The sequence below is a fragment of the Aeromonas sp. MR7 genome (assembly GCF_963899385.1).
GTDB classification, from domain to species: Bacteria; Pseudomonadota; Gammaproteobacteria; order Enterobacterales; family Aeromonadaceae; genus Aeromonas; species Aeromonas bestiarum.
Window position 1 is genome coordinate 1 of the sequence record NZ_CAWQXH010000011.1, and the last position, 20,810, is coordinate 20,810.

At 57.7% G+C, this 20,810-nt stretch carries 21 protein-coding genes; 12 read left to right on the forward strand and 9 right to left on the reverse strand.

Translation table 11 applies throughout. The annotated features are described in order from the left end of the window. From AACW87_RS04925 to AACW87_RS04955, 7 genes are all read left to right on the forward strand, one after another. Positions 1-794, forward strand: a 794-nt coding sequence (locus AACW87_RS04925; protein WP_241324328.1) for a type VI secretion system Vgr family protein, incomplete at its 5' end; no start/stop codon positions are given. Then, positions 794-1,663 carry a DUF4123 domain-containing protein gene (locus AACW87_RS04930; RefSeq protein WP_241324330.1) on the forward strand — a complete coding sequence of 290 codons (870 nt, stop codon included), beginning with the start codon at positions 794-796 and terminating at the stop codon, positions 1,661-1,663. The genes AACW87_RS04925 and AACW87_RS04930, both read left to right, overlap by 1 nt. Next, complete coding sequence (locus AACW87_RS04935) at positions 1,660-4,836, forward strand: T6SS effector BTH_I2691 family protein (RefSeq protein WP_241324332.1); 3,177 nt, start codon at positions 1,660-1,662, stop codon at positions 4,834-4,836. Before AACW87_RS04930 ends, AACW87_RS04935 begins: the two co-directional genes overlap by 4 nt. Continuing rightward, on the forward strand, positions 4,836-5,579 hold the full coding sequence (locus AACW87_RS04940) for a hypothetical protein (RefSeq protein ID WP_241324334.1): 744 nt from the start codon (positions 4,836-4,838) through the stop codon (positions 5,577-5,579). Before AACW87_RS04935 ends, AACW87_RS04940 begins: the two co-directional genes overlap by 1 nt. A 207-nt stretch (positions 5,580-5,786) precedes the next feature. After that, positions 5,787-6,077: a hypothetical protein gene (locus AACW87_RS04945; RefSeq protein ID WP_241324336.1), complete on the forward strand. Its 291-nt coding sequence runs from the start codon at positions 5,787-5,789 to the stop codon at positions 6,075-6,077. Continuing rightward, on the forward strand, positions 6,077-6,244 hold the full coding sequence (locus AACW87_RS04950) for a hypothetical protein (RefSeq protein WP_241324338.1): 168 nt from the start codon (positions 6,077-6,079) through the stop codon (positions 6,242-6,244). The genes AACW87_RS04945 and AACW87_RS04950 overlap by 1 nt, the downstream gene beginning before the upstream one ends. Positions 6,245-6,346: 102 nt before the next feature. Then, on the forward strand, positions 6,347-6,790 hold the full coding sequence (locus AACW87_RS04955; protein WP_241324340.1) for a hypothetical protein: 444 nt from the start codon (positions 6,347-6,349) through the stop codon (positions 6,788-6,790). Positions 6,791-7,351: 561 nt separating this feature from the next. Here the strand turns inward: AACW87_RS04955 and AACW87_RS04960 are convergent. Then, positions 7,352-8,236 (reverse strand): LysR family transcriptional regulator, encoded by an 885-nt coding sequence (locus AACW87_RS04960; protein ID WP_241324342.1) that lies wholly within the window; start codon positions 8,234-8,236, stop codon positions 7,352-7,354. A 109-nt stretch (positions 8,237-8,345) separates the two neighbouring features. Here AACW87_RS04960 and budA point away from each other — a divergent pair, with 109 nt between their 5' ends. Next, positions 8,346-9,125, forward strand: a complete 780-nt coding sequence (gene budA / locus AACW87_RS04965; protein ID WP_241324343.1) for an acetolactate decarboxylase — start codon at positions 8,346-8,348, stop codon at positions 9,123-9,125. 27 nt (positions 9,126-9,152) lie between these two features. Beyond that, the gene (alsS, locus tag AACW87_RS04970) at positions 9,153-10,823 is read left to right on the forward strand and encodes an acetolactate synthase AlsS (protein WP_241324345.1); all 1,671 of its coding nucleotides are present in this window, start codon (positions 9,153-9,155) and stop codon (positions 10,821-10,823) included. A gap of 111 nt (positions 10,824-10,934) precedes the next feature. Here the strand turns inward: alsS and AACW87_RS04975 are convergent, their stop codons facing one another. Both AACW87_RS04975 and AACW87_RS04980 read right to left on the reverse strand, forming a co-directional pair. Beyond that, complete coding sequence (locus AACW87_RS04975; protein WP_241324347.1) at positions 10,935-11,510, reverse strand: DJ-1 family glyoxalase III; 576 nt, start codon at positions 11,508-11,510, stop codon at positions 10,935-10,937. Positions 11,511-11,545: 35 nt separating this feature from the next. Then, the gene (locus tag AACW87_RS04980) at positions 11,546-12,478 is read right to left on the reverse strand and encodes a ketopantoate reductase family protein (protein ID WP_043134421.1); all 933 of its coding nucleotides are present in this window, start codon (positions 12,476-12,478) and stop codon (positions 11,546-11,548) included. A 201-nt stretch (positions 12,479-12,679) separates the two neighbouring features. Here AACW87_RS04980 and AACW87_RS04985 point away from each other — a divergent pair, with 201 nt between their 5' ends. Further along, a complete protein-coding gene (locus AACW87_RS04985) occupies positions 12,680-13,162 on the forward strand; it encodes a YajQ family cyclic di-GMP-binding protein (RefSeq protein ID WP_005311958.1) in 483 nt (160 codons plus the stop codon). A gap of 133 nt (positions 13,163-13,295) precedes the next feature. Here the strand turns inward: AACW87_RS04985 and AACW87_RS04990 are convergent, their stop codons facing one another. The 6 genes from AACW87_RS04990 to AACW87_RS05015 form a co-directional block, all read right to left on the reverse strand. Beyond that, entirely contained in the window at positions 13,296-14,138 is an 843-nt protein-coding gene (locus AACW87_RS04990) for a nucleoside-specific channel-forming Tsx family protein (protein ID WP_241324348.1), read from the reverse strand. A gap of 156 nt (positions 14,139-14,294) precedes the next feature. Further along, positions 14,295-15,674 (reverse strand): AmpG family muropeptide MFS transporter, encoded by a 1,380-nt coding sequence (locus tag AACW87_RS04995; protein ID WP_241324349.1) that lies wholly within the window; start codon positions 15,672-15,674, stop codon positions 14,295-14,297. An 85-nt stretch (positions 15,675-15,759) separates the two neighbouring features. Further along, complete coding sequence (locus AACW87_RS05000; protein WP_241324351.1) at positions 15,760-16,089, reverse strand: hypothetical protein; 330 nt, start codon at positions 16,087-16,089, stop codon at positions 15,760-15,762. A 116-nt stretch (positions 16,090-16,205) separates the two neighbouring features. Next, positions 16,206-16,757: a peptidylprolyl isomerase gene (locus tag AACW87_RS05005; RefSeq protein ID WP_042867155.1), complete on the reverse strand. Its 552-nt coding sequence runs from the start codon at positions 16,755-16,757 to the stop codon at positions 16,206-16,208. A gap of 14 nt (positions 16,758-16,771) precedes the next feature. Then, entirely contained in the window at positions 16,772-17,344 is a 573-nt protein-coding gene (locus AACW87_RS05010) for a YajG family lipoprotein (protein ID WP_241324353.1), read from the reverse strand. A gap of 24 nt (positions 17,345-17,368) precedes the next feature. After that, positions 17,369-18,511 carry a methyltransferase gene (locus AACW87_RS05015; RefSeq protein ID WP_241324355.1) on the reverse strand — a complete coding sequence of 381 codons (1,143 nt, stop codon included), beginning with the start codon at positions 18,509-18,511 and terminating at the stop codon, positions 17,369-17,371. 206 nt (positions 18,512-18,717) lie between these two features. On the opposite strand from AACW87_RS05015, the gene AACW87_RS05020 reads away from it, so the two are divergent. Beyond that, on the forward strand, positions 18,718-19,026 hold the full coding sequence (locus AACW87_RS05020; protein WP_042867323.1) for a BolA family protein: 309 nt from the start codon (positions 18,718-18,720) through the stop codon (positions 19,024-19,026). Positions 19,027-19,466: 440 nt separating this feature from the next. Next, entirely contained in the window at positions 19,467-20,810 is a 1,344-nt protein-coding gene (locus AACW87_RS05025) for a Na(+)-translocating NADH-quinone reductase subunit A (protein WP_241324357.1), read from the forward strand.

Below are 20,810 nucleotides of genomic sequence, written 5' to 3' on the forward strand. Positions count from 1 at the left end.
AGGGCTGGGCCGGCGGCCAATACGGCATGATGGCCATCCCGCGTATCGGCCATGAAGTTATCGTCTCTTTCCTCGAAGGGGACCCCGACCAACCCATCGTGACCGGTCGCACCTATCACGCCACCAACCGGCCGCCCTACGAGTTGCCGGCCAACAAGACCCGCACCGTGCTGCGCACCGAAACCCACCAGGGGGAGGGCTTCAACGAGCTGCGCTTTGAAGACCAGGCGGGCAAGGAAGAGATTTACATCCACGGTCAGAAAGACCTGAACGTGCTTATCGAGAACGACGCGGCCTGGCATATCAAGCATGACCAGCACACCGATATCGACAACGAGCGGGTGACCCGCATCAAGGCCAACGACCACCTGAGCGTGGAAGGTGAGAAGCGCGACCAGATCAAGGCCGATTATTCACTCACCGTCGATGCCTCACTGCACCAGAAGCTTGGCCAGTCCCTCTTGGTTGAGGCGGGCAGCGAAGTGCATCACAAGGCGGGCATGAAAATCGTGATGGAGGCGGGCGCCGAGCTGACCCTGAAAGTGGGTGGCAGCTTTGTGAAGATTGATGCTGGTGGCGTGACCCTCAGTGGTGGCTCCATCAAGATGAACTCGGGTGGCAGCCCGGGTTCTGGCTCTGGTTGGGGTGGCCAGATGCCGATCCAACCGGAGGCGGTTGAGGTGGTGGCACCGCCTCCTCCCATCGACCCCGCACGTCAGATTGCGACGTTAAAATCGGCCGAGCCTGTGTGTGAAATTTGCGAGCAGTTGGCCAGGCAAGAGGGTGGCAGTTGATGGCTGCTACCTCCATCGTATCCGCTCCCGATATCGATCTGGTCAGTAGTGAACAACTCTATCTGTTGCTTGATGGTGCTCGTATCGCTGAATTAGAGCGAGTCTTGTTTGAACAGGATGATATTCCCGCTTATCAGCCCATTTACCTTTATGCACCTTGGGACAGCCTGCGAGAAGCGAGCCCCTGTCTGGTTTGCGCGACGCCAAACCTACTGGACTGGTTCATACAAAACCGTGAACCATCATGGGGTTACCTGTTATCGTCCCGGCTTGCCTTGTTGCCCCTGGCCGAACGATTGAGGGCGCTGATCGAAGTTGAAAGCCCCTATGGCAGCCGGATCCTGCTCAAGCTGGCCATGCCGGAAACCATGTGGCGGTTGTTCGTAGATGATGAACCCTGGCTCTGGTTGGGGATGAGTCAGGTCTGGATCCCGGTACGACAAGCCAACCAGCAAGTGTGGTGGTACAAGAGAGCGTCACCTGAGCTGGGGAAGCCGGTTGGCAAACGTCTCAGACTCTCGGATGCGCAGTGGGCTCGCTTGGGGGAAGTCAGCTGGCTGCACACCCTTGATGTGATCCGGCAACATATGGGCAATTGGTTCCCGGTTCGTTTGCAGGAACAAATTGAGCCTGTTGCATGGATTGCCTATTGGGCAGAATGGGCTTATGGCAAGGGATTCGAGAGTGAGCGGGATTTGCTGCTGTTTTTCAATGTGCTTGGCTACCTCGGCAGTGGTTGGTTTGAGCAGGATGAATATCCCCGGATCAAGGCGTTGATCACTCAGCCTTCGGCACAAACTCCCTCGCAACGTATTGAGCAAGCCGCTGAGCTGGCGGAAGCATTGAGCAAAAAGGATCAAGACGCATGAATACGCCCAATCAAGCCGCCCAGTGTGCAAGTCCCAACAACAGCAAGAGCCCGGCTGGCGTGTGTCCACTCAAGAACAAGAACATTGCCATAGTACCGGTACGCTACGCCCTCGATGAGCCTTTTGCTCCACCGCAGAAGCAGCCTCATCCATTACCCGCAGGTGCTGGCTTTGTAGCACCGCTCAAGTTCAAAGAGAGCGGCTATGCCTTGCGTCAGCTGCGTGATGGTTGGTTCTATGTTTATGACGAACAGGCCAAGACGTTCGATGAATATGAAATAAAGGGCGCGACCTTCATCAGTCAGAGCAAGGGGAGCAAGGGTCATCTGCTTTATCCGGCGAGCCACACTCTCTCCCTCATTTATTCTCCACAGCGTTGGACCGGGCGCATCAAAAAAGAGATGGAAAAGAGCAGTGGTTTGTGCAGTGCCTGGATGCGACAAGTCAAGCTGGGCAGCTTCGCCAGCACCATGAAGGCCTCCCATTGCGGCCTGCCCGATTCGCTCGACAAGGTTGCAGATTTGGGTCTGCCGAATCAGGGGTTCGTTCTATCTTGTACCCCCCTTGCCAAGCCAGCCGAAGAGGATAAGCAAGGGATCAAACTGTTGGCACACAAGTCTGCGGGTTCACCAGCCGCCTACAAGGCGGGAATGCCAGACCCTCAAAGTGCCATGGTGGTCGCTCTGGAGGATCCGCTGGCCGATCTTGCCGACCTTTCCATGAAGGTCAATCAACTGCTGGCCAAGCGGGAAGCCTTGATGGGTGAAGATGAGAAACTGCGCAAGGCAAACACGCACAAGCTGATGATGGCCGAGGTGACGCGCAATCTGGCCAGGGTGCGACTCGATGAGAAAGACTTGCCAGCCTCCGTCAGGGGCAATGTCGCTAGGATCCAGGCCTTTGAAGAGGCGCTGGATGATTACCTGGGGGATCGCTACCTCGCCGACACGGAGAACATGACGGCAGAGCCTGGCGTGGTGAGGTTCGACTCCCCCATGGTGAAAAGAGCCGATGCCAAGCTGAAAATCTTGCGGGAACAATATGGTTTCAACCCATCCCATAAGCAGGTAAGTCAGTGGAAAGAGCGCGCCGCCTTCCAGGATGAGGTTAATTGGACTGGGCTCAATGCGTTTATCAAGCAGTATCAGGTGCCACTCAATGAGCTGGAACTGGCATTGGGTCGGGCCCATGAGGACTTGTTCAATGGCGTGACCCGCCTCAAGGCCGATCCGCTGCCCTTTGGTCTGGACAACAGAACTGCCAAGGGACAAGCCTATCTGCAGACCCTGTTTGCCGAGGCTGGGCAGGCGCTCTCCCTCAGTTGCAGCACTGAGACCAGGAAAAAAGCGCTGGAAAAACTGCTTGGCGAAAAGAGCTGTGACAACTTACTGGCGCTGGCCCCTTATGGTTTTGATATTGCGCTGTACAAGGGACTGAGCGAACAGACGGTAGACAATGCCTGGCTCAGCACCTCGTCTGGCGACATGACGGCCCTCTTTGGTAGAACGGCCGATCTGGAAACGCTACTGGGGGATGAGAGGCTCAAGCAGAAATCCTGGTTCCAGACTGCCGAAGCCGTGATCGAGGCCATGAAGGTGGCGGGGAAATCCATGGCCAAGGGGGCTCACGCCCAGATCATGGCGGCTATCTTGCCCCACGCTTGGAAGAACAGCCTTGCAGGCAATCTGAGGCTGGTGCTGCTGGAGTCGTTGCTCGGCGACCAGCCGCTGCAGGTCAACCGCGGCTATCGGATGCTCCACAACAGTTTCCAGCAGAGGGCCTGGTCCATTGTAAAAGAGATGTCGGCCATCAGCTCGCCACCACCCGGGCGCAATACCACGGTGCAAGCCATCAATGGCCAGCTAAAAACCCTGCAGCAACGGCTGGATACCCTGATTGCCAGCGAGATGCCCATGCTGGTCAAACTGAAAGGCGATCTCTACCAGCAGCAGGCCAGGCAATATATCGGCGACTATCTTGCGAGTGTGCGCAGTGGAGTGAATCAACGCATCACTGCCATGAACGAGAGAGTCCCAAATCTGGCGGCCTTTGGTGGCTTGGTGGCCCTGCTCAACCTCTGGAATCTGAGTGTGGTCATCGCAGGGACGGCGCAAAACGCCCAGTCCATCGGCCGAGAACGGGCAAATATGCAGTTGGGCTCGACCTTCGCCTGGACGGGCAATGCCATAGCTGCGCTCTATCAGGGGGCTGCGTGGGAGAAGCTAAAGCCACTAGCGGCTCAGGATGGTAGCCCAATCCGGTCTCTTTCCATTAAAAATGCGATTAAAGAAGGTGATCATGCGGTTTTGGTTAAAGCCTTCACTTGGCGTATGGTGGCGTTTTCTAGTCTGGGTCTGGCTGCAGCAGGGGCAGAGATGTGGGATACCTTGCAGGCCAGCAAGGATCCTTTGATAAGCAGCATGGAAAAGACACTCCTGCAGATGAAAGCGGTCGTATTGCTAGGCCAGGGGGGGATCTTTTTTACTCAGCTTGTGTTCTTAGGTATCAATGGGTTGGGTGGCTCGTCCATAGCAGCGATTTTTGCACCTTGGATGGCGGTTGGGTTATTTGTATTGGGCGCGGCCTATCTGGTACTGACAGTGCTGCTGAATATCTTCAAACGCTCGGATCTGGAGAAATGGTTGCTGCAATCCACTTGGGGCAAGCAACCCGCTAACTGGTCCGCAGAAGACGAACTGGCTCGCTTTGAATTGCTGGTCAATAAACCGGGCGCCAGCCTGACGGTGGTGCGCTCCCCGGCCCAAGGCTGGATGGACACTGGTCGCCCCCAGTGGCAGTTGCAACTCTCGCTCCCCGCCCATTTGCGAGGACAAACTATAGGGTTAAATGTCACTTCTCAATCACTTGCCAGTGCTGGCCAGATGGTGCCGGTACGCTCCAAAGAGGATGTGGCGCGCTATCAGGCAGCCATGCAGCCCAGGATGCTGGAGACACAACGTGGACGTTGGGATGGTCTGGTCTATACCTTGTTTTTGGGGGTCGATACCAATAGTGCCATCGAGTTGGAGCTGGGATATATGGGTGGCATGGTACAGCGGCAATTTGTCTTCAAGGGCAACGGCAATAGTGGTGGACCTATCACTTTGAATTCCAGCAGCGGTGAATTAAGTTCTATGCCCGCCCTAGTAGTTGGTAAGCAAGGGAATGAATAATGAACAACACGAATGAAGTAGCTGAGGCCAGCGAGCAAGAGACCCCTTTTCATCTGCTGCCGCAGGAAGAGCAACAACGTATTATCTATGCCAATCAAAAAAGAGTGCGTGAGGCACAAACTCTTCATGAATGGGATATCCGGGTATCTACAGCATTTGCATGGCCAATAATATTAACAGTCGTTGGCTCGATGATGCTATTTGGAGGTGCGGCGGTATGGTTTGCTGGAGATAATGATTGGACTTTTGTTTATATGATGGTCGGTATGTCGATAGTGATGACGCTCTATTTACGTTACTTGGTGATGGCGGATAAAAACTACCATTACCGGCTGACGACAGAAGGCTTAATCGTCACTTATCATGATGCCATTCCTGAAGTGGCCTACACCATAGTGCGTGGCTTGGCTTGGCTTGGGGTGGTGGTTTGCGTGATGGCGGTGGCTGTATTGGGGCCATTAGCACTGGTTGGTGCAGGTGGCATGGCGCTCTTTGCGGTATTTTTCACTGATTTTAAGAGTGAAATTTTTGAGGAGTTCACTCTATTTCACAAAGAGTGGCCACACGTCTTTACCATCTCGAAGAGACATAGAGCTTTGCGGTTTGAATCTGTACCATTTAAGTCAGCGTTCAGTCGTATAGTTTATTGTAGAGTCGAGGATATGGAACTTATTACGGACTTAATAAAGTCTCAGGTTTTCATTGAGAGTGTGAAATATATAAAAGGTCACCCTGGAATTTAACCAAATAGCCTCAATGACTTATTCGACCTGTTCTGTTAAATAGAGCAGGTCGTCAATTTTTACGTAGTGAAATTTCTACCGTTGTAATCCATCAGGGGCAAGCCATCTTCCTGGTTGATCAAATTTCAGTACTTGGTGGCTAACCTCTTACGGGAGTTGACCATTGGGCTAAGCACTATCGGCCAACCTCTGGCTCGGGTCAGTCAAATGGTGCCGGTACACACTAAAGAGGACTTGGCCAGCTATCAGGCCGCCATGCAGCCCAGAACGCTGGAGACATATCGCGGGCGCTGGGATGACATGGTCTATTCCCTGCCGCTGGGGGTTGATACCAATTCGGCCATCAAACTGGAACTGGGTTATCTCGGGGGTATGATTCAGCGGGAGTTTATTTTTAAGGACAGCAGTAGCAGCGGCGGTCCTGTCACATTGAATAGTAGCAGCGGCGATCTGGGTACAATGCCCGCGTTGGTGGTCGGCAAGCAAGGGAATAAATAATGGACAAGACAAACGAAGTCATGGACACGAATGAGCAGGAGACTCCTTTCCATCAGCTACCGCAGGAAGAGCAACAACGCATTATCGATGCTAATCAAAAAAGGGTTCGCGAGGCTCCGACGCTACATGAATGGGATATTCGAGTTCCAACACCATTCGCTTGGTAGGTGATATTAATGAGTGTGAGCTTCATGACCATTATTATAGGGGGAGGAGGGGCGCTATTAGTCGATGATAACGATTGAGGCTTTGCTTATATGATGCTCGGTATGTCCATAGTGATGACACCTTATCTACGCTATTTAGTGATGGCTGATAAAGATTACCATTACCGCCTTACAACTGAGGGGCTTATTGTTATTTATCAGGATGCCATTCCTGAAATAGTCTATAAAATAGTCCGGGGCTTGGCTTGGTTGGGTGTACTTGTATGTGTTATGGCGGTAGCCGTATTAGGGCCGTTATCCTTGGTCGGCTCTGGTGGTATGGCACTCTTTGTAATTTTCTTCACTGATTTCAAAAAGGAGGAAAGTGTAGAATACACATTGTTCAATAAAAATAAAGCCAATGTGATTAAGGTAGTAAGTAATACAGCCTTCGTTCAATTCGAAACCATCCCATTTGGTTACTCAGGGTTTGCAAGTTTTTACTGCTATAAAAATGACTTAAACAAAATCTTGGCATCTTTGCTGCCAATATTAAATTGCCGATAATATAGAGAATTCAAAACTATTCTTTCATTAAATAGAGCCCCTCACAGTTCTCTGGATGTAGGCGTACCAAGAAGGCTAGATGAGCTTACCAAATAATTTTCAAGAGGTTCTCGCTTGTTGATATTGATTTAGATTTGCCGTGCTGTTCAATATCTTAAAATGCTCGGGGCAAGATAAATGGTTGCTGCAATCGACTTGGGGCAAGAAAAGGTCAAATTGACCTGTCAATGAAGAACTCTCGTGTTTGAGCAACTGGTGAACAAGCCTGGTGCAAGTCTGACAGTTATACGCTCGGTACCTCAGGGCTGGATGGACGCTGGCCATGCCCAGTGGCAAGCACAGCTATATTTTCCTACTCACCTAAAGGGCACACCATAGACTTGATTGCCATAGAGCAACCTTTGGTGCGAGCTGGTTGTATGGCTCCATGTGAGTGCTAAAGTGGAACAGTATCGTTATCCTACAGGAAATTTATGCTGACAGAGACTCTGCACATTCTTGTAGCCAGCCCCTGTCTCTAAAGCGTCCTCTCTTTATCATCAAGTTCTGCATGACATTGATTCAAGGCAGGTGCGGGATCAACCCTATCAGGTGTTGCAGGCTCTTCTGGCGGGGATGGCGGCGGGTGGCGAGGCTGATGCGGGTGGTGAGCGGTTCATCGGCGATGGGGTGATAGCTGACGCCGTGGGGGTGCAGCTCGCTCACCGAGCGTGGGATGATGGCGACCCCGAAGCCGGCCTGCACCATGCCGACGGTGGAGATCACTTGCGGGCTCTGGCTGCCGAGACGGGGGCTGAAGCCGGCCCGTTGGCAGCGCTGGGTGATGGCATCGTACAGCCCGGGCCCGAGCTCGCGGGGGAACAGGATGAAGGGGTCCGCCGCCAGGGCCTCGATGGCGATGGCGCCACTGCCTGCCAGCACATGATGTGGGGGGAGGGCGATCAGCATTTCCTCCTCATCGATGAGGTGGTGGGTCAGTGCCGAGCTGCTGCTGCACGGCAGGCGCAGGATGGCGGCATCCAGCTCCTCGCTCACTAGGTCGCGCACCAGGTTGGGCATGCTGTTCTCGATGGGATGCAGGCTCACCTCGGGCCAGGCCTGGCGAAAGTCGTGGATGAGTTGCAGCACGCTCGGGTGCAGCACTGTGGAGCCGGCAAAGCCCAGGCGCAGGGAGCCAAGCTGACCACGGGCGATACGTCTGGCCTTCTGCATGGCCTGCTCGGTTTGTGACAGTATCCCCTTGGCATCCTGATAGAGGCTCAGTCCCGCCTCGGTCAGCTCCACGCTGCGGGTCAGCCGGTGAAACAGCGGCGTGCCCACCTCCTGTTCAAATTTGCGGATCTGCTGGCTGAGGGGTGGCTGGGCCATGCCCAGCGCCTCGGCTCCCTTGGTAAAGCTCTGCTTCTCTGCCACGGCTACCAGGTAGCGCAGGTAACGAAATTCCATATCTGGTACGTCTCGAAGCTGATGGGTTTGGATATTGGTATCAAACTGTGATCTTGGTCACTATTGAATCCTGATTTGCCAACCTAACAGGATTGGAGGTTAAATCCAAATGGAAACCTATACACAGTGTGACTGTGCCATCGAGATCAGCCAGCAGTTTGTCCGCTGGCAGGCCCGTCAGGGGGGCGGCGAGGTCTATCAGAGCTCCTTGATGAGCGCCCTGCTGGCCGGCGTCTATGAGGGCGAGACCACCATGGCCGATCTGCTGCGCCACGGCGACTTTGGCCTTGGCACCTTCAACCGGCTCGATGGCGAGCTGATTGCGTTCGAGCGCCAGATCCACCAGCTCAAGGCCGACGGCTCGGCCCGTCCGGCCCAAGCAGGTCAGAAAACCCCGTTTGCGGTGATGACGCATTTTCGCCCCTGCCTGGAGCGCCGCTTCGATCACCCCCTCAGCCGCGACGAGATCCATCAATGGATCGATCAGCTGGTGGGCACCGACAACGTCTTCGTCGCCTTTCGCCTCGACGGCCTGTTTGAACAGGCGCAGGTGCGTACCGTGCCCTGCCAGACCCCGCCCTACAAGCCCATGCTGGAAGCCATAGAGGCCCAGCCGCTGTTTTCGTTCAGCCAGCGGCGCGGCACCCTGGTCGGCTTTCGCTGCCCGCCCTTCGTGCAGGGGATCAATGTGGCCGGCTATCACGAGCACTTCATCACCCAGGATCGCCAGGGCGGTGGTCACATCCTCGACTACGCCATGGGCCACGGCCAGCTGCAGTTGTCTGTGGTTCAGCACCTCAACATAGAACTGCCACGCAACCCTGCCTTTCAACAGGCCGACCTCAATCCCGCCGATCTGGACCGCGCCATCCGCGCTGCCGAAGGCTAATCCCTTCGCTTACAAGGAGTTATTCTCATGGAAAATCAACACTGGGGCTGTGGGGCCGAACTGGTGGTGCGCCACCTGGAGGCACAGGGCGTCAAGCAGGTATTCGGTATTCCGGGGGCCAAGATAGACAGGGTGTTCGATGCGCTGGAAGACTCCCCCATCGACACCATAGTGGTGCGCCACGAGGCGAACGCCGCCTTCATGGCCGCCGCCGTGGGCCGGCTGACCGGCAAGGCCGGGGTGGCGCTGGTGACCTCGGGCCCGGGTTGCGCCAACCTGATCACAGGCCTCGCGACCGCCACCTCGGAAGGGGACGCCATGGTGGCGCTGGGGGGGGCGGTGCGGCGGGCCGACGGCCTCAAACTCACTCACCAGAGCCTGGATACCGTCAGCCTGTGCCGCCCCGTCACCAAGTTCAGCGCCCAAGTGGGCACAGGATCCGCCCTTTCAGAGGTGATGGCCAACGCCTTTCGGTCCGCCGAGCTGGGTCGTCCCGGAGCTGCCTTTGTCAGCCTGCCCATGGACATCATCAACGAGCCGACCGATGGCGCCATCCTGGTGCCCAGAGCCATTCCCGAACCCGGTGCCGCCGATGAGGCGGGCATCGACAGGGCGCTGAGCCTGCTGGCGCAAGCCCGCAAGCCCGTGGTGCTGCTCGGCCTGCTGGCCAGCCGGCCGGAAAACTCCCTCGCGGTGCGCGCCTTTTTGGACAAGAGCCGGTTGCCGGTGACGGGCACCTATCAGGCGGCCGGCGTGGTGGATACTCACCATTTCGATGACTTTGCCGGTCGGGTGGGGCTGTTCAACAACCAGCCGGGGGACAGGTTGCTGCAGGGGGCGGATCTGGTGATCTGCATCGGTTACAGCCCCATCGAATATGACCCTGTGCTGTGGAACGGCACGGGGGAGAGGCAACTGCTGCACATAGATGCCCTGCCGGCGGAGATCGACAGCAGCTACTGCCCGGCGGTGGAGCTGGTGGGCTCCATCAGCGCCAATCTCTATTGCTTGACCAAGATGTTGAACCAGCCGCTGGCACGGGATCCCGCCATCGCCGCCCTGCTCGGGGAGATCCGGGCCCAGCGCCATCAGCTGACCCTGCATGCCCAGCATCTGGGGGGCATGCCCATCCATCCGCTGCGCATCGTCAAGGAGCTGCAGGACATCATAGGGCAGGACATGACCCTGTGCGTGGACATGGGCAGCTTCCACATCTGGATTGCCCGCTACCTCTACAGCTTCCGGGCGCGCCAGGTGCTCATCTCCAACGGCCAGCAGACCATGGGGGTGGCGCTGCCCTGGGCCATAGGTGCGGCCATGGTGCGGCCGGGGGAGAAGATCATCTCGGTGTCCGGCGATGGCAGCTTCATGCAGTCGAGCATGGAGCTGGAGACGGCGGTACGGCTCAAATCCAACATAGTGCACATCATCTGGGTCGATAACGGCTACAACATGGTGGCGATGCAGGAGGAGAAAAAATACCGCCGCAGCTCGGGGGTGAGCTTCGGGCCCATCAACTTCAAGGCCTATGCCGAGTCCTTCGGGGCGGCCGGGTTTGCGGTCACCTGCGCCGAGGATCTACGGTCGACCCTGCGCGCCGCCATGGCGGTCGTGGGACCAGCCGTGGTGGCCATACCGGTGGATTACAGTGACAACCACCTGCTGATGGAGCAGCTCAGACCCGAGTTGCTGAGCTAGCGAGCAAGGGGGGGCAGTTCGAGTTGCGCCCGGCCAATAGCAGAGCGCCCCTTGCCGGCAGGCAAGGGGCGCTCTGTCATGACGAGAGGGCATCCGCGATGGCAACAGGGGTCATGGCATGACGGAGGGAGGCATCACCATGGGGCCGGCCACCGCGAGGGCTGTGTCGTCCCCGCGCAGCACCCGCACGATTTCGAGGGCAAATTCGATTGCGCTGCCAGGCCCCTGGCTGGTGATCAGGCGATGAGCCTCATCCGTCACGACCCGCGCCTTACTCAAGTGTGCGGCGGGCAGGCTTGCTTGAAAGCCCGGATGACAGGTGACGCTGGCATCCCCCAGCAGATCGTGGTGTTGCAGCACCACTGCGGGGGCGGCGCAAATGGCCGCCCGCCAGCGGCCGAGCGCCGCCTGCTCCCTGAGCAGGTCTATGGCGAGCGGCGTATCGCGGATCGCTTCGCTGCCGGGCAAACCGCCCGGCACGACTATGGCCTCGAAGTCACGGCTGGCCAGCTCGTCAATATGATAGTCAGCGACCAGCTGCACCCCACGGGAGGCGCGGATCTGGCGCAGACCGGCCGGACAGCAGGAGGCGAGCAGCACCTCGATGCGGGCGCGCACCAGGGTGTCGACGATGGCGACCGTCTCTATCTCTTCCGAGCCGGGGGCTACCAATACCAGTACTGTCATACTGCACTCCTTAGTTGCCCGCGATCTCGCCAGGCTCAGCTCTTCTCTTTGATGGCCTGATAGAGGCCCTGATTGACCGGTACTGCGATGCCGTGCCGGGCGGCCCTGGCCAGCAGGAAGCCGGTGATGGCCTCGATCTCGGTCTCCCGGCCCAGCTCCATGTCCTGATACATGGAAGAGTAATTGTCGGCGGTGAGCTCCACCACCGTCATGGCGCGGCGCAGCAGCTCATCGCTGCTGGTGGGCTGGCCTTCGGCCTGCATCACGTCCGCCACTTCCACGCAGATCTGTTGCAGGACATCGGCGAAGCGGGGGCCGGCCAGCTCACCATTCTTGAGTTTATAGAGCGCGGTCAGCGGATTGATGGCGCAGTTGATGGCGAGTTTTTGCCACTGGCGAGCCAGGATCTGCTCATCCCAACCGGCCTGACCGAGGGCGGCACCGAGGTCGTCCGCCAGGGCGGCATGGGCCTTGGCAGCCTCATTGACCGGGCCGAGCCAGGTTTCACCCTTGCCGGTATGGCGGAACACAAAGTGGCCGCTTTGCATGGCGCCGTGGCTGGTGACACCCGCGATGACAGGATTATGGGGGAACAGCTGGACCACCTGCTCGGCTATGCCCATGCCGTTGTGCAGCAGCACTATGGGCACGCCTGCCGCCAGCTTGCCCACCAGCGGCGTCAGGGCCGATACCACCTGACCAGCCTTGGTCATCACCAGCAGACGCTTGATCTGGCCGGGCTGGCTGATGAAACCGCGTTCGATGGCGATCAGCTGGGTATGGCCCTCCAGCGAGGTGAAGTCGATCCCGGGATGCAGGGTCGAACGGTGACGATCGCGCAGCAAGACGCGGGTAGGTTGACCGCTTAGAGTCAGCAGGGAGGCGAAGACGCCACCCAGGGCGCCGCAGCCCAGCAGTGACCATTGGGGGGAGGAGGGCAGTCGGGAACTCTGTAATCCGCTTGGCATGGAGAGACTCAATCAAGGTAGGGGTTGCATTCCGGTCAACCGCCCGCCGGGGATAAGTGAAGATGTCGCGTGGCGGACACTAACGGGTCTCGCCATTCCTGTGCGCAGGGGATTCTAGCAGAGCAACCCCATCGAAATCAGCAAATTTGCCGGTTTTCTGGTAGATTTGCCCCCTTATAGCGCAACATGAGGAGCCCTGACATGCCGTCATTCGATATTGTCTCTGAAGTCAAAATGAACGAGGTGTTGAACGCCGTCGATAACGCCAATCGTGAACTGGCGACCCGTTTCGATTTTCGTGGTGTTGAAGCCAGCTTCGAGCTGAACAAGGAAGAAGTGAAGCTGGAGGCCGATGCAGACTTCCAGCTCAAGCAGATGGTCGAGATCCTGCGCGCAGCCCTGCTCAAGCGCAACATCGAGAACAGCTCAATGGACGTGGGCGACAGCGTTCACTCCGGCAAGCGTTTCCACCTGAACGTCAAGTTCAAGCAGGGGATCGAGAAAGAGATCGCCAAGAAGCTGGTGAAGCTGATCAAGGATTCCAAGATCAAGGTGCAGGTCGCCATTCAGGGTGATGAAGTGCGCGTCACCGGCAAGAAGCGTGACGATCTGCAGGAGGCCATGGCGCTGGTACGTGGTGCCGAGCTGGGTCAGCCGATGCAGTTCCAGAATTTCCGCGATTGATAATGGGCGGGAGGGTTCGGCCCTCCCCCCTTGTGCGACCGCCACGCGGTGCAACAGTAAAAGGTTCGATGACAGAGCCATAAAAAAACCGGAGCAGCTGCTCCGGTTTTTTGTATCCGCATTACCCGTTCTATTAGAACTTGTAGGTAACGGAGAAGTAGTGGCTGAAGCCAGAGCTCTTCCAGGGGGTAGTGTCGTAGGAAGTGGAGCCATCTTTGGTGCCGTAGGCATCCATGAAGTACTTCAGGCCATAACCCACTGCATAGCGGTCAGAGTGCCAGTAGATACCGTGGAAGGTCGCCAGGTTGTCGCTGGTACGGTCGGCACGGTTGTGGGTGTCCATGTCGAAGGCATAATCCAAGTAACCCTGGTAGGAGACGAAGCTTCCGTTACTGAAGGTGTAGAAAGGCTTGAACCAGTTCATGGCGAACCAGTAACCGTTCCATTCACCCTCTTCTTCAACAAAGAACTGGTTTTCGGTGGAATGACGAGCATACAGGTTCATGCCGACTTTGCCGAACCAAGGCACCTGTACATCAGCACCCAGACCGATCATGTTCTCCATCTGCTTATCGCCGATATTGTTCAGGGAGGCGATGTACACCTCTTGCACCGGACCGAAGGAGAGATCTTTACCAGTCAGCGCATCCAGAGACATACGCGGCGCAAATTTCATGAACAGGTTCTGACCATTGTGCTTGTTGCTGTGACGGGAGTCGAAGATGTCGAACACATCGACGTAACCGTACAGGTCAAACAGGCCGGAGCGACCACCGAATTCCATTTCGAAGTAGGTGTCGTTGTAGTCCTCTTCACCTGTGGTGAAAGGACGTTGGTCGATGGTGTGCATGACGTTGAACTGCATCCACTTGTAATCGTTCTTGTGGATGTCACCGCTGTAGTCAGCAGCGAAGGCCGGGGTGGCGGCAGCAGCCAGCAGACCGGCAGCGATCAGAGTCTTGGTAAATTTGGCCATTTTATTGGTCTCTTGTGCGTTAGTTGAGGTTTTCCGTAGCCTGCCCACAAGGAGCGGAAGGGATTCTAGCCAAATAAATTCATCGGAGAAACAAGAGCCGGGGAACTTTATTCGGAAGTGTGAATCTAATCACCCCCAATTTCACGCAAACGCTTGCTATTTATCCTGTTGCGAGAGCAAATCTCTTCCTCGTTTGGCAACCAGCAAGATCAGGATCAACACAGGAATGCCGAGCAGGCTGGTGCCGATAAAGAAGGTGCTGTAGCCGAACTGTTCGACGAAACGCCCGGAGAAACCCGCCAGCAGCTTGGGCATCAGCAGCATGACGGAGCTGAACAGGGCGTACTGGGTGGCGGAGAAGGCCACGTTGGTCAGGCTCGACAGATAGGTCACGAAGGCGGCTGTCGCTATGCCGGCGCTGAGGTTGTCGACCGAGATGATCAGGGTCAGCAGCTCCAGGTTGTGGCCCACTTCATTGAGCAGGGCGAACAGCAGATTGGTACTGGCGGTGAGCAGGGCGCCGAGGAACAGGATGCGCAGGGTGCCAAAGCGCATCACCAGCACGCCCCCCAGGGCGGCCCCCACCAGCGTCATGATGACGCCATACACCTTGGTGATGGTGGCCACTTCCGTCTTGCTGAACTGCAGGTCCACGTAGAAGCTGTTGGACATCACCCCCATCACCACATCCGAGATGCGATAGCAGGCGATGAGCCCCAGGATCAGCATGGCCGAGCCGCCGTAACGGCGGAAAAAATCGGCAAACGGACACCAGATGGCCTCGTAGATCCAGGCGCCGATGCCGGCCAGCGAGGTGGGCCAGCCACGGGAGAGCAGCAGCGCCTTGTGTGCCTCCTGCTGATCGTTCTGACCGGCGAGATCTATGTCCGGTTCGTGGCAGATCAGGGTGGTGATGACGCCGAGGGACATGAGCCCCGCCATCAGCAGATAGGTGAGTTGCCAGCCACGGTAGTCATAGCCGCTGTTGCTGCCGAGCCAGGCCGCCAGCGCCAGTGCCCCCGCGCCGGCCATGATCATCGCCAGCCGGTAACCCGTCATGTAGGAGGCCGCCATGGCCGCCTGCAACCGCTCCGGCGCCGACTCGATGCGATAGGCGTCGATGACTATGTCCTGCGTCGCGGAGCAAAATGCCACCAGCAGGGCAAACAGGGCGAGCTGGGCGAGCTGGGTCTTGGGATCGCAATAAGCCATGCCCACCAGCGAGAGGGCAATCATCAGTTGGGAGAGCAGCATCCAGCTGCGGCGCCGTCCCAGCCATCGGGAGAGCAGCGGCAGCGGCATCCGGTCAACCAGCGGCGACCACAGCCACTTGAAGCCATAGGCCAGCGCCACCCAGCTCATGTAGCCGATGTCGGTCAGGCTGACATCGGCCTCGCGCAGCCAGAACGAGAGGGTGCCAAACACCAGCAGCAGAGGCAGGCCGGACGAGAAACCCATGGCAAACAGTATGAGAACCCGAGTCTCAAGGTAGACGGCGAGCGAGTCTCGCCAGCTCGGTGTGCGGACAGTGTTCAAATACCTGACTCCTCTGGGAAAATTGCGCCATTTTGTCAGGTTCGGGGGGGATAGCCAAGGCAAGCCGAGCGTGGCGGGTCTGGATTCAGGGGCGCGAACCCATGCAGTGGCGCGGACAGGGGCCCTCTGTGGTCAGATAGTTGGCGCATTCCATCAGCTGCAGGCGCAGCCAGACGTCGGCGATGATCTGCTGCTCATCCCACTGATGCAGGCTGTACAGCAGGTGCCAGAACACCCCTTCCCGATCGGTGGCCGGTTGTTTGTCTGCGGGTATATGGGGCAAGTCTTGCCAGTGAGAGAGGAGCTGCCAGCTCAGATCCTCCAACTGCTGATAGGAGATTTCTCGTGCCAGAAAGTGACGAACCGCCTGGGCCAGCGGGACTGTGTGTTGGGCTAGGTACTCGTTGCAGGTCACCGGAACCTCCTTCTCCTCATGTGGGCCATACCCCGGGAACATGGGGCAAGGCCAGAGTATAGAAAGGGACGCCGGTGACCCGGGCAAAGACGCGGCGGAATGTGATCCGGCCCGCGTTATTTCTCCGCCAGCAACACCACCTTCTTCAGGATGATGGGGCTGGTGGGCACGTCGTTGGCGCGCAGGATGGAGCTGTAACCCGTCTGCACCTGGGCCAGCTTGTCCAGCACCTCCATGCCCTGCACCACCTGGCCGAACACGGTATAACCGGCGCCGGCATTGGCGTTGAGGTTGTTGTTGTCGGTCAGGTTGAAGTAGAACTGGCGGGTGGCGCTGTCCACGGCCTGGGTGCGGGCCATGGCGATGCTGCCACGCTTGTTGGGCAGGCCGCCCTTGGACTCGTTGACCACGGGATCCAGGGTCGGCAGTTGCTGGAACTGCTGGTTATAGCCGCCCCCCTGCACCACGAAGTCCTGGATCACCCGGTGGAACAGGCTGCCGTCATAGCTGCCGTCAGCCACGTAGCGCAGGAAGTTTTTCACCGTCTGCGGCGCCTGCTTGGAGGCCAGCTCCACCACTATGTTGCCGTGGTTGGTCTCCATCCTGACCTTGGGGCCGGCGAACGCCAGCGGGGCGATCAGCATGGCCAGTAACCAGAGTTTTTTCATTTGACTCTCCTCGCTCAGCTCGGCTGACCCTTGAGATAACCACGCAGGGCATTGTCCGCCATGATCTGTTGCAGCAGGCTGCCCAGCTGCTGGTTCAGGATGGATTCCAGCTCGGCCATGGTCGGTTCGCCCGGGCCTTCCTTGCTGGAGGACATGTTGAACTGCTTGGTCAGCTTGCTGCCCTGGAAGTCGGCCATCACCTGCAGGCTGACGCGGGACTTGGTGACATAGGTGAAGGTTTTCTCTTCCACCGTGACCGAGGCGCTGGAGATGGCCAGGGTCAGGTTGGTGGTACCGCTGTTGCCCACTTCCAGCCCCTGGCTGCGCAGGCCTTCGGCCAGCTTCTCGGCCAGCAGGTTGTTGAGCGGCTGCTCGCTGTTGACCAGCACGGCGGCCTTCTCTTTCTTCTTGATGGAGAAGACGTAGGCGGCTTCACGCTTGTCGACCCCTTCCAGGGTGATGCGGTTGCCCGAGTAGTACTGCTGATTGGAAGGAATCACCTGCGGGTTGAGCAGGGCGGTTTCCGGCCAGTGAGTCGCACAACCACCCAGCGTCAGGGCGGCCAGCAGCAAGAGTGACTTTTTCATCATGGGTTTCCTTTATCTTTCTGTTTAGCGTTTGATGGCTTTCAAAATAACGAATTTGCTGTTTGACGCAACGACTTGTGCATTGGCAAACAGGCGCTTGAGTTTGTTGTGATAATCCAGGTGACGGTTGCCTACTATCCAGAGTTCGCCCCCCTGGGGCAACACCCGGTGGGCATCGCTGAACATCTGCCAGGCGATATGATCGGTGATCGCCTGCAACTGATGGAAGGGCGGGTTGCAGAGGATCCGATCCGCCGAGCCGACTTCCACCCCATCGAGACAGTTGTTGACCATGAAGCTGGCGCGGGGCAGGGCATCCGGCAGATTGTGTTCGACGTTGAGCCGCGCCGAGGCGACCGCCATGTGGGATTCGTCGATGAAGGTCACCTCCACCTCGGCATCCCGCGCCAGCAGCGCCAGCCCCAGCACACCGTTGCCGCAACCCAGATCGATCACGCGTCGTGCGCTATGGAACGGAAGGTTGTCCAGCATAAAGCGGGCGCCTATATCCAGGCTGGTGCGCGAAAACACATTGGCATGGTTGTGGATGAGCATGTCGGTGCCCTCCAGCGGCCAGACCGTGGGAAAGGGATTGGCCAGCACGGGGCGTTCGGCGGGCGTACCGGCCGGGGTGCAATGAATGAGGCGTGCCTTCTTCCAGGCCAGCGAGGTGCGGGTCGGCCCCAGGTATTTTTCAAACAGCGCCAGAGTGGAGCTGTGAATGTCCTTGGCCTTGCCAGCGGCGAGGATGCGGGTGGCCGGGGTTGCCACCTGGCGCAGGGCCAGCAGTTGCTGTTCCAGCAGTGCCTGATACTTGGAGACCTTGATCACCACCAGCATGGGGGCTGCAGGCAATGGCGCCAGCGCATCCTGCAGCGTGATGGCATGGGGATCCAGCCCGTTCTCCGCGAGGTTGGCCAGGGTGGCCCGCTCGCTGATATGGGAGTCGCTCACACAGACGGGGGCATGGCCGTGCAGGTAGGCGGCCAGGGCCCCGAAGCCGTCATTCATGATGATGACGGGGCCGGTCTGCTCGAGTGGCGCCTCTGCCAGGGTATTGATCAGGTACTCGTCTGCCGCATCCCAGGCCTGCAACGGATCCTGGCTCTGGCGTGGATAGCGATACAGGGTCAGACGACAATGAGCCGTGTCGAGAAGGGTTTGCATAAGCGAAGCGTCCAGATGATTCATAAAACAGGCGCCGGCGGGGCGCAAAGTGGCGCTATTCTAGCGGGGGCGGAGAATTTCACCAGCCCGGCGGCACCGGGCGAGGGGCAAAACCGCGCCTCTTTTCCCGTGCCGGACGATTTCGTCATACTGCCAACCCTGGCTACAATGGCCGGACATCCATTTTGGGAGTTTTGCTCGTGACCATGCAACAACAGATCGAGGCCAAGCTGGCCGCTGCCTTGTCCCCCAGCCACCTGGAGGTGATCAACGAAAGCTACATGCACAGGGTTGCGCCGGGCTCAGAGAGCCATTTCAAGGTGGTGGTGGTGAGTCAGGCCTTCGAGGGCCAGCGACTGCTGGCCCGCCATCGCCAGGTCAATGGGGTGCTGGCCGACGAGCTGGCGGGTGCCATTCATGCACTGGCGCTGCATACCTATACGGAGCAGGAGTGGCAGCAACGGGAACAGGCGCCGACGACCCCGAGTTGCGTCAGCAAGAATGGCCCGGCCTAAGGCTATTGACGAGTTGATTACTCAATCCTCGATTAGTTAACAATTAATAAACGTTTTTTGGCGGCGCCCCGAGTCCTGGCTCGTGGCGTCGCTCTCCCGCCCAGACATCAAAATTTCTAATCTATTTTCGAACATAAACGCCATTACCCATTTTGAGGTATTAATGGCTAACTCGAGGCAAATCCTGAGGTTTAGTGAAGAAATCGGCGTGATTAAATTTCGATGATTTTGTGATAGAGCGGGGATTTTCCCCATTTTGCATGGCAGTAAACTTGCCATAAGTGCTAAACTCAGGCGCTTTTGAATGACCCTGTATGTTGCTGATTTGTTTGTTTCTTCGACATTTTTTCGCAACATGAACGGGCTCATTCAACAACTCGTCGTGATGTATTTCTCGGCGCTAACCAACCTGTCTTCCCTTAACGGTAGTGCAAGTGAGTATGATTACAATTAAAAGAGGACTGGACATCCCCGTGCTGGGTGCTCCGGAGCAAGTAATCTACGATGGCCCGGCCATCACCCGTGTTGCTACACTCGGCGAAGAGTTCGTGGGGATGCGTCCTACTATGTTCGTCAAAGTAGGTGATCGCGTCATTAAAGGTCAGGAGCTCTTCGAAGATAAGAAGAATCCCGGCGTTAAATTCACGGCCCCTGCCACCGGTGTGGTTTCTGAGATCAACCGTGGTGCCAAGCGTGTTCTGCAATCTGTCGTCATCGACATCGATGGCTCTGACGAGCAGGTGACCTTTGAACACTTTGCGTCTGCCGAGCTTGCACAGCTCGAGCGCAGCAAGGTGCAGGAGATCCTGGTCGCATCAGGCCAGTGGACCGCATTGCGTACCCGTCCATTCAGCAAGGTGCCGGCAGTGGGCTCTGCCCCGCGTGCCATCTTCGTCACCGCGATGGACTCCAACCCGCTGGCTGCCAATGCCGAGCTCATCATCAAGGAACAGGCCCAGGCCTTCCTCGATGGCCTGAGCGTGCTGAGCCGCCTGACCGATGGCAGCGTCCACGTCTGCAAGGGTGAAGGCAGTCTGCCGCACTCCAACCTGGCGCAAGTCAAGGAAGCCGTGTTTGTTGGCCCGCATCCCGCCGGTCTGCCTGGCACCCATATCCACTTCCTGGATCCGGTCAGCGCCAAGAAGGTGCAGTGGCACATCAACTATCAGGATGTGATCGCCTACGGCAAGCTGTTCACCACGGGTCAGATCTTCACCGACAAGGTGATCGCCCTGGCCGGTCCGAACGTGGTCAAGCCACGCCTGCTGCGCACCCGCATGGGCGCCTGCATCAGCCAGCTGACCAACAACGAGCTGCGCGCGGATGAAAACCGTGTCATCTCCGGTTCCATCCTGAGTGGTGCCAAGGCCGAAGGGGTCCATGACTACCTGGGTCGTTACCACAATCAGGTGAGCGTGCTGGGCGAAGGCCGTGAGAAAGAGTTCCTGGGTTGGGTCAATCCCAGCGCCGACAAGTTCTCCATCACCCGTACCACCCTCTCTCATCTGATGAAGGGCAAACTCATCAACTTCACTACCACCACCAACGGTAGTGATCGCTCAATGGTGCCTATTGGCAACTATGAGCGCGTGATGCCGCTCGACATCCTGCCGACCCTGCTGCTGCGGGATCTGGTCTCCGGCGACACCGACAGCGCACAGTCGCTCGGCTGCCTGGAGCTGGATGAGGAAGATCTGGCGCTCTGTACCTTCGTCTGCCCCGGCAAGACAGAGTACGGCCCGATCTTGCGTGAGTGCCTGGCCAAGATAGAACTGGAAGGTTAA

Bases quoted from the DNA above. Each gene is read 5' to 3' on its own strand.
- AACW87_RS04980 (WP_043134421.1), bottom strand. From the start codon at position 12,478: ATGCCAAGCGGATTACAGAGTTCCCGACTGCCCTCCTCCCCCCAATGG.
- AACW87_RS05025 (WP_241324357.1), top strand. From the start codon at position 19,467: ATGATTACAATTAAAAGAGGACTGGACATCCCCGTGCTGGGTGCTCCG.
- AACW87_RS04990 (WP_241324348.1), bottom strand. From the start codon at position 14,138: ATGGCCAAATTTACCAAGACTCTGATCGCTGCCGGTCTGCTGGCTGCT.
- AACW87_RS04985 (WP_005311958.1), top strand. From the start codon at position 12,680: ATGCCGTCATTCGATATTGTCTCTGAAGTCAAAATGAACGAGGTGTTG.
- AACW87_RS05010 (WP_241324353.1), bottom strand. From the start codon at position 17,344: ATGAAAAAGTCACTCTTGCTGCTGGCCGCCCTGACGCTGGGTGGTTGT.
- AACW87_RS04975 (WP_241324347.1), bottom strand. From the start codon at position 11,510: ATGACAGTACTGGTATTGGTAGCCCCCGGCTCGGAAGAGATAGAGACG.
- AACW87_RS04950 (WP_241324338.1), top strand. From the start codon at position 6,077: ATGGACAAGACAAACGAAGTCATGGACACGAATGAGCAGGAGACTCCT.
- budA (WP_241324343.1), top strand. From the start codon at position 8,346: ATGGAAACCTATACACAGTGTGACTGTGCCATCGAGATCAGCCAGCAG.
- AACW87_RS05015 (WP_241324355.1), bottom strand. From the start codon at position 18,511: ATGCAAACCCTTCTCGACACGGCTCATTGTCGTCTGACCCTGTATCGC.
- AACW87_RS05020 (WP_042867323.1), top strand. From the start codon at position 18,718: ATGCAACAACAGATCGAGGCCAAGCTGGCCGCTGCCTTGTCCCCCAGC.
- AACW87_RS04935 (WP_241324332.1), top strand. From the start codon at position 1,660: ATGAATACGCCCAATCAAGCCGCCCAGTGTGCAAGTCCCAACAACAGC.
- AACW87_RS04960 (WP_241324342.1), bottom strand. From the start codon at position 8,236: ATGGAATTTCGTTACCTGCGCTACCTGGTAGCCGTGGCAGAGAAGCAG.
- AACW87_RS04945 (WP_241324336.1), top strand. From the start codon at position 5,787: ATGGTGCCGGTACACACTAAAGAGGACTTGGCCAGCTATCAGGCCGCC.
- AACW87_RS04940 (WP_241324334.1), top strand. From the start codon at position 4,836: ATGAACAACACGAATGAAGTAGCTGAGGCCAGCGAGCAAGAGACCCCT.
- alsS (WP_241324345.1), top strand. From the start codon at position 9,153: ATGGAAAATCAACACTGGGGCTGTGGGGCCGAACTGGTGGTGCGCCAC.
- AACW87_RS04955 (WP_241324340.1), top strand. From the start codon at position 6,347: ATGTCCATAGTGATGACACCTTATCTACGCTATTTAGTGATGGCTGAT.
- AACW87_RS05005 (WP_042867155.1), bottom strand. From the start codon at position 16,757: ATGAAAAAACTCTGGTTACTGGCCATGCTGATCGCCCCGCTGGCGTTC.
- AACW87_RS04930 (WP_241324330.1), top strand. From the start codon at position 794: ATGGCTGCTACCTCCATCGTATCCGCTCCCGATATCGATCTGGTCAGT.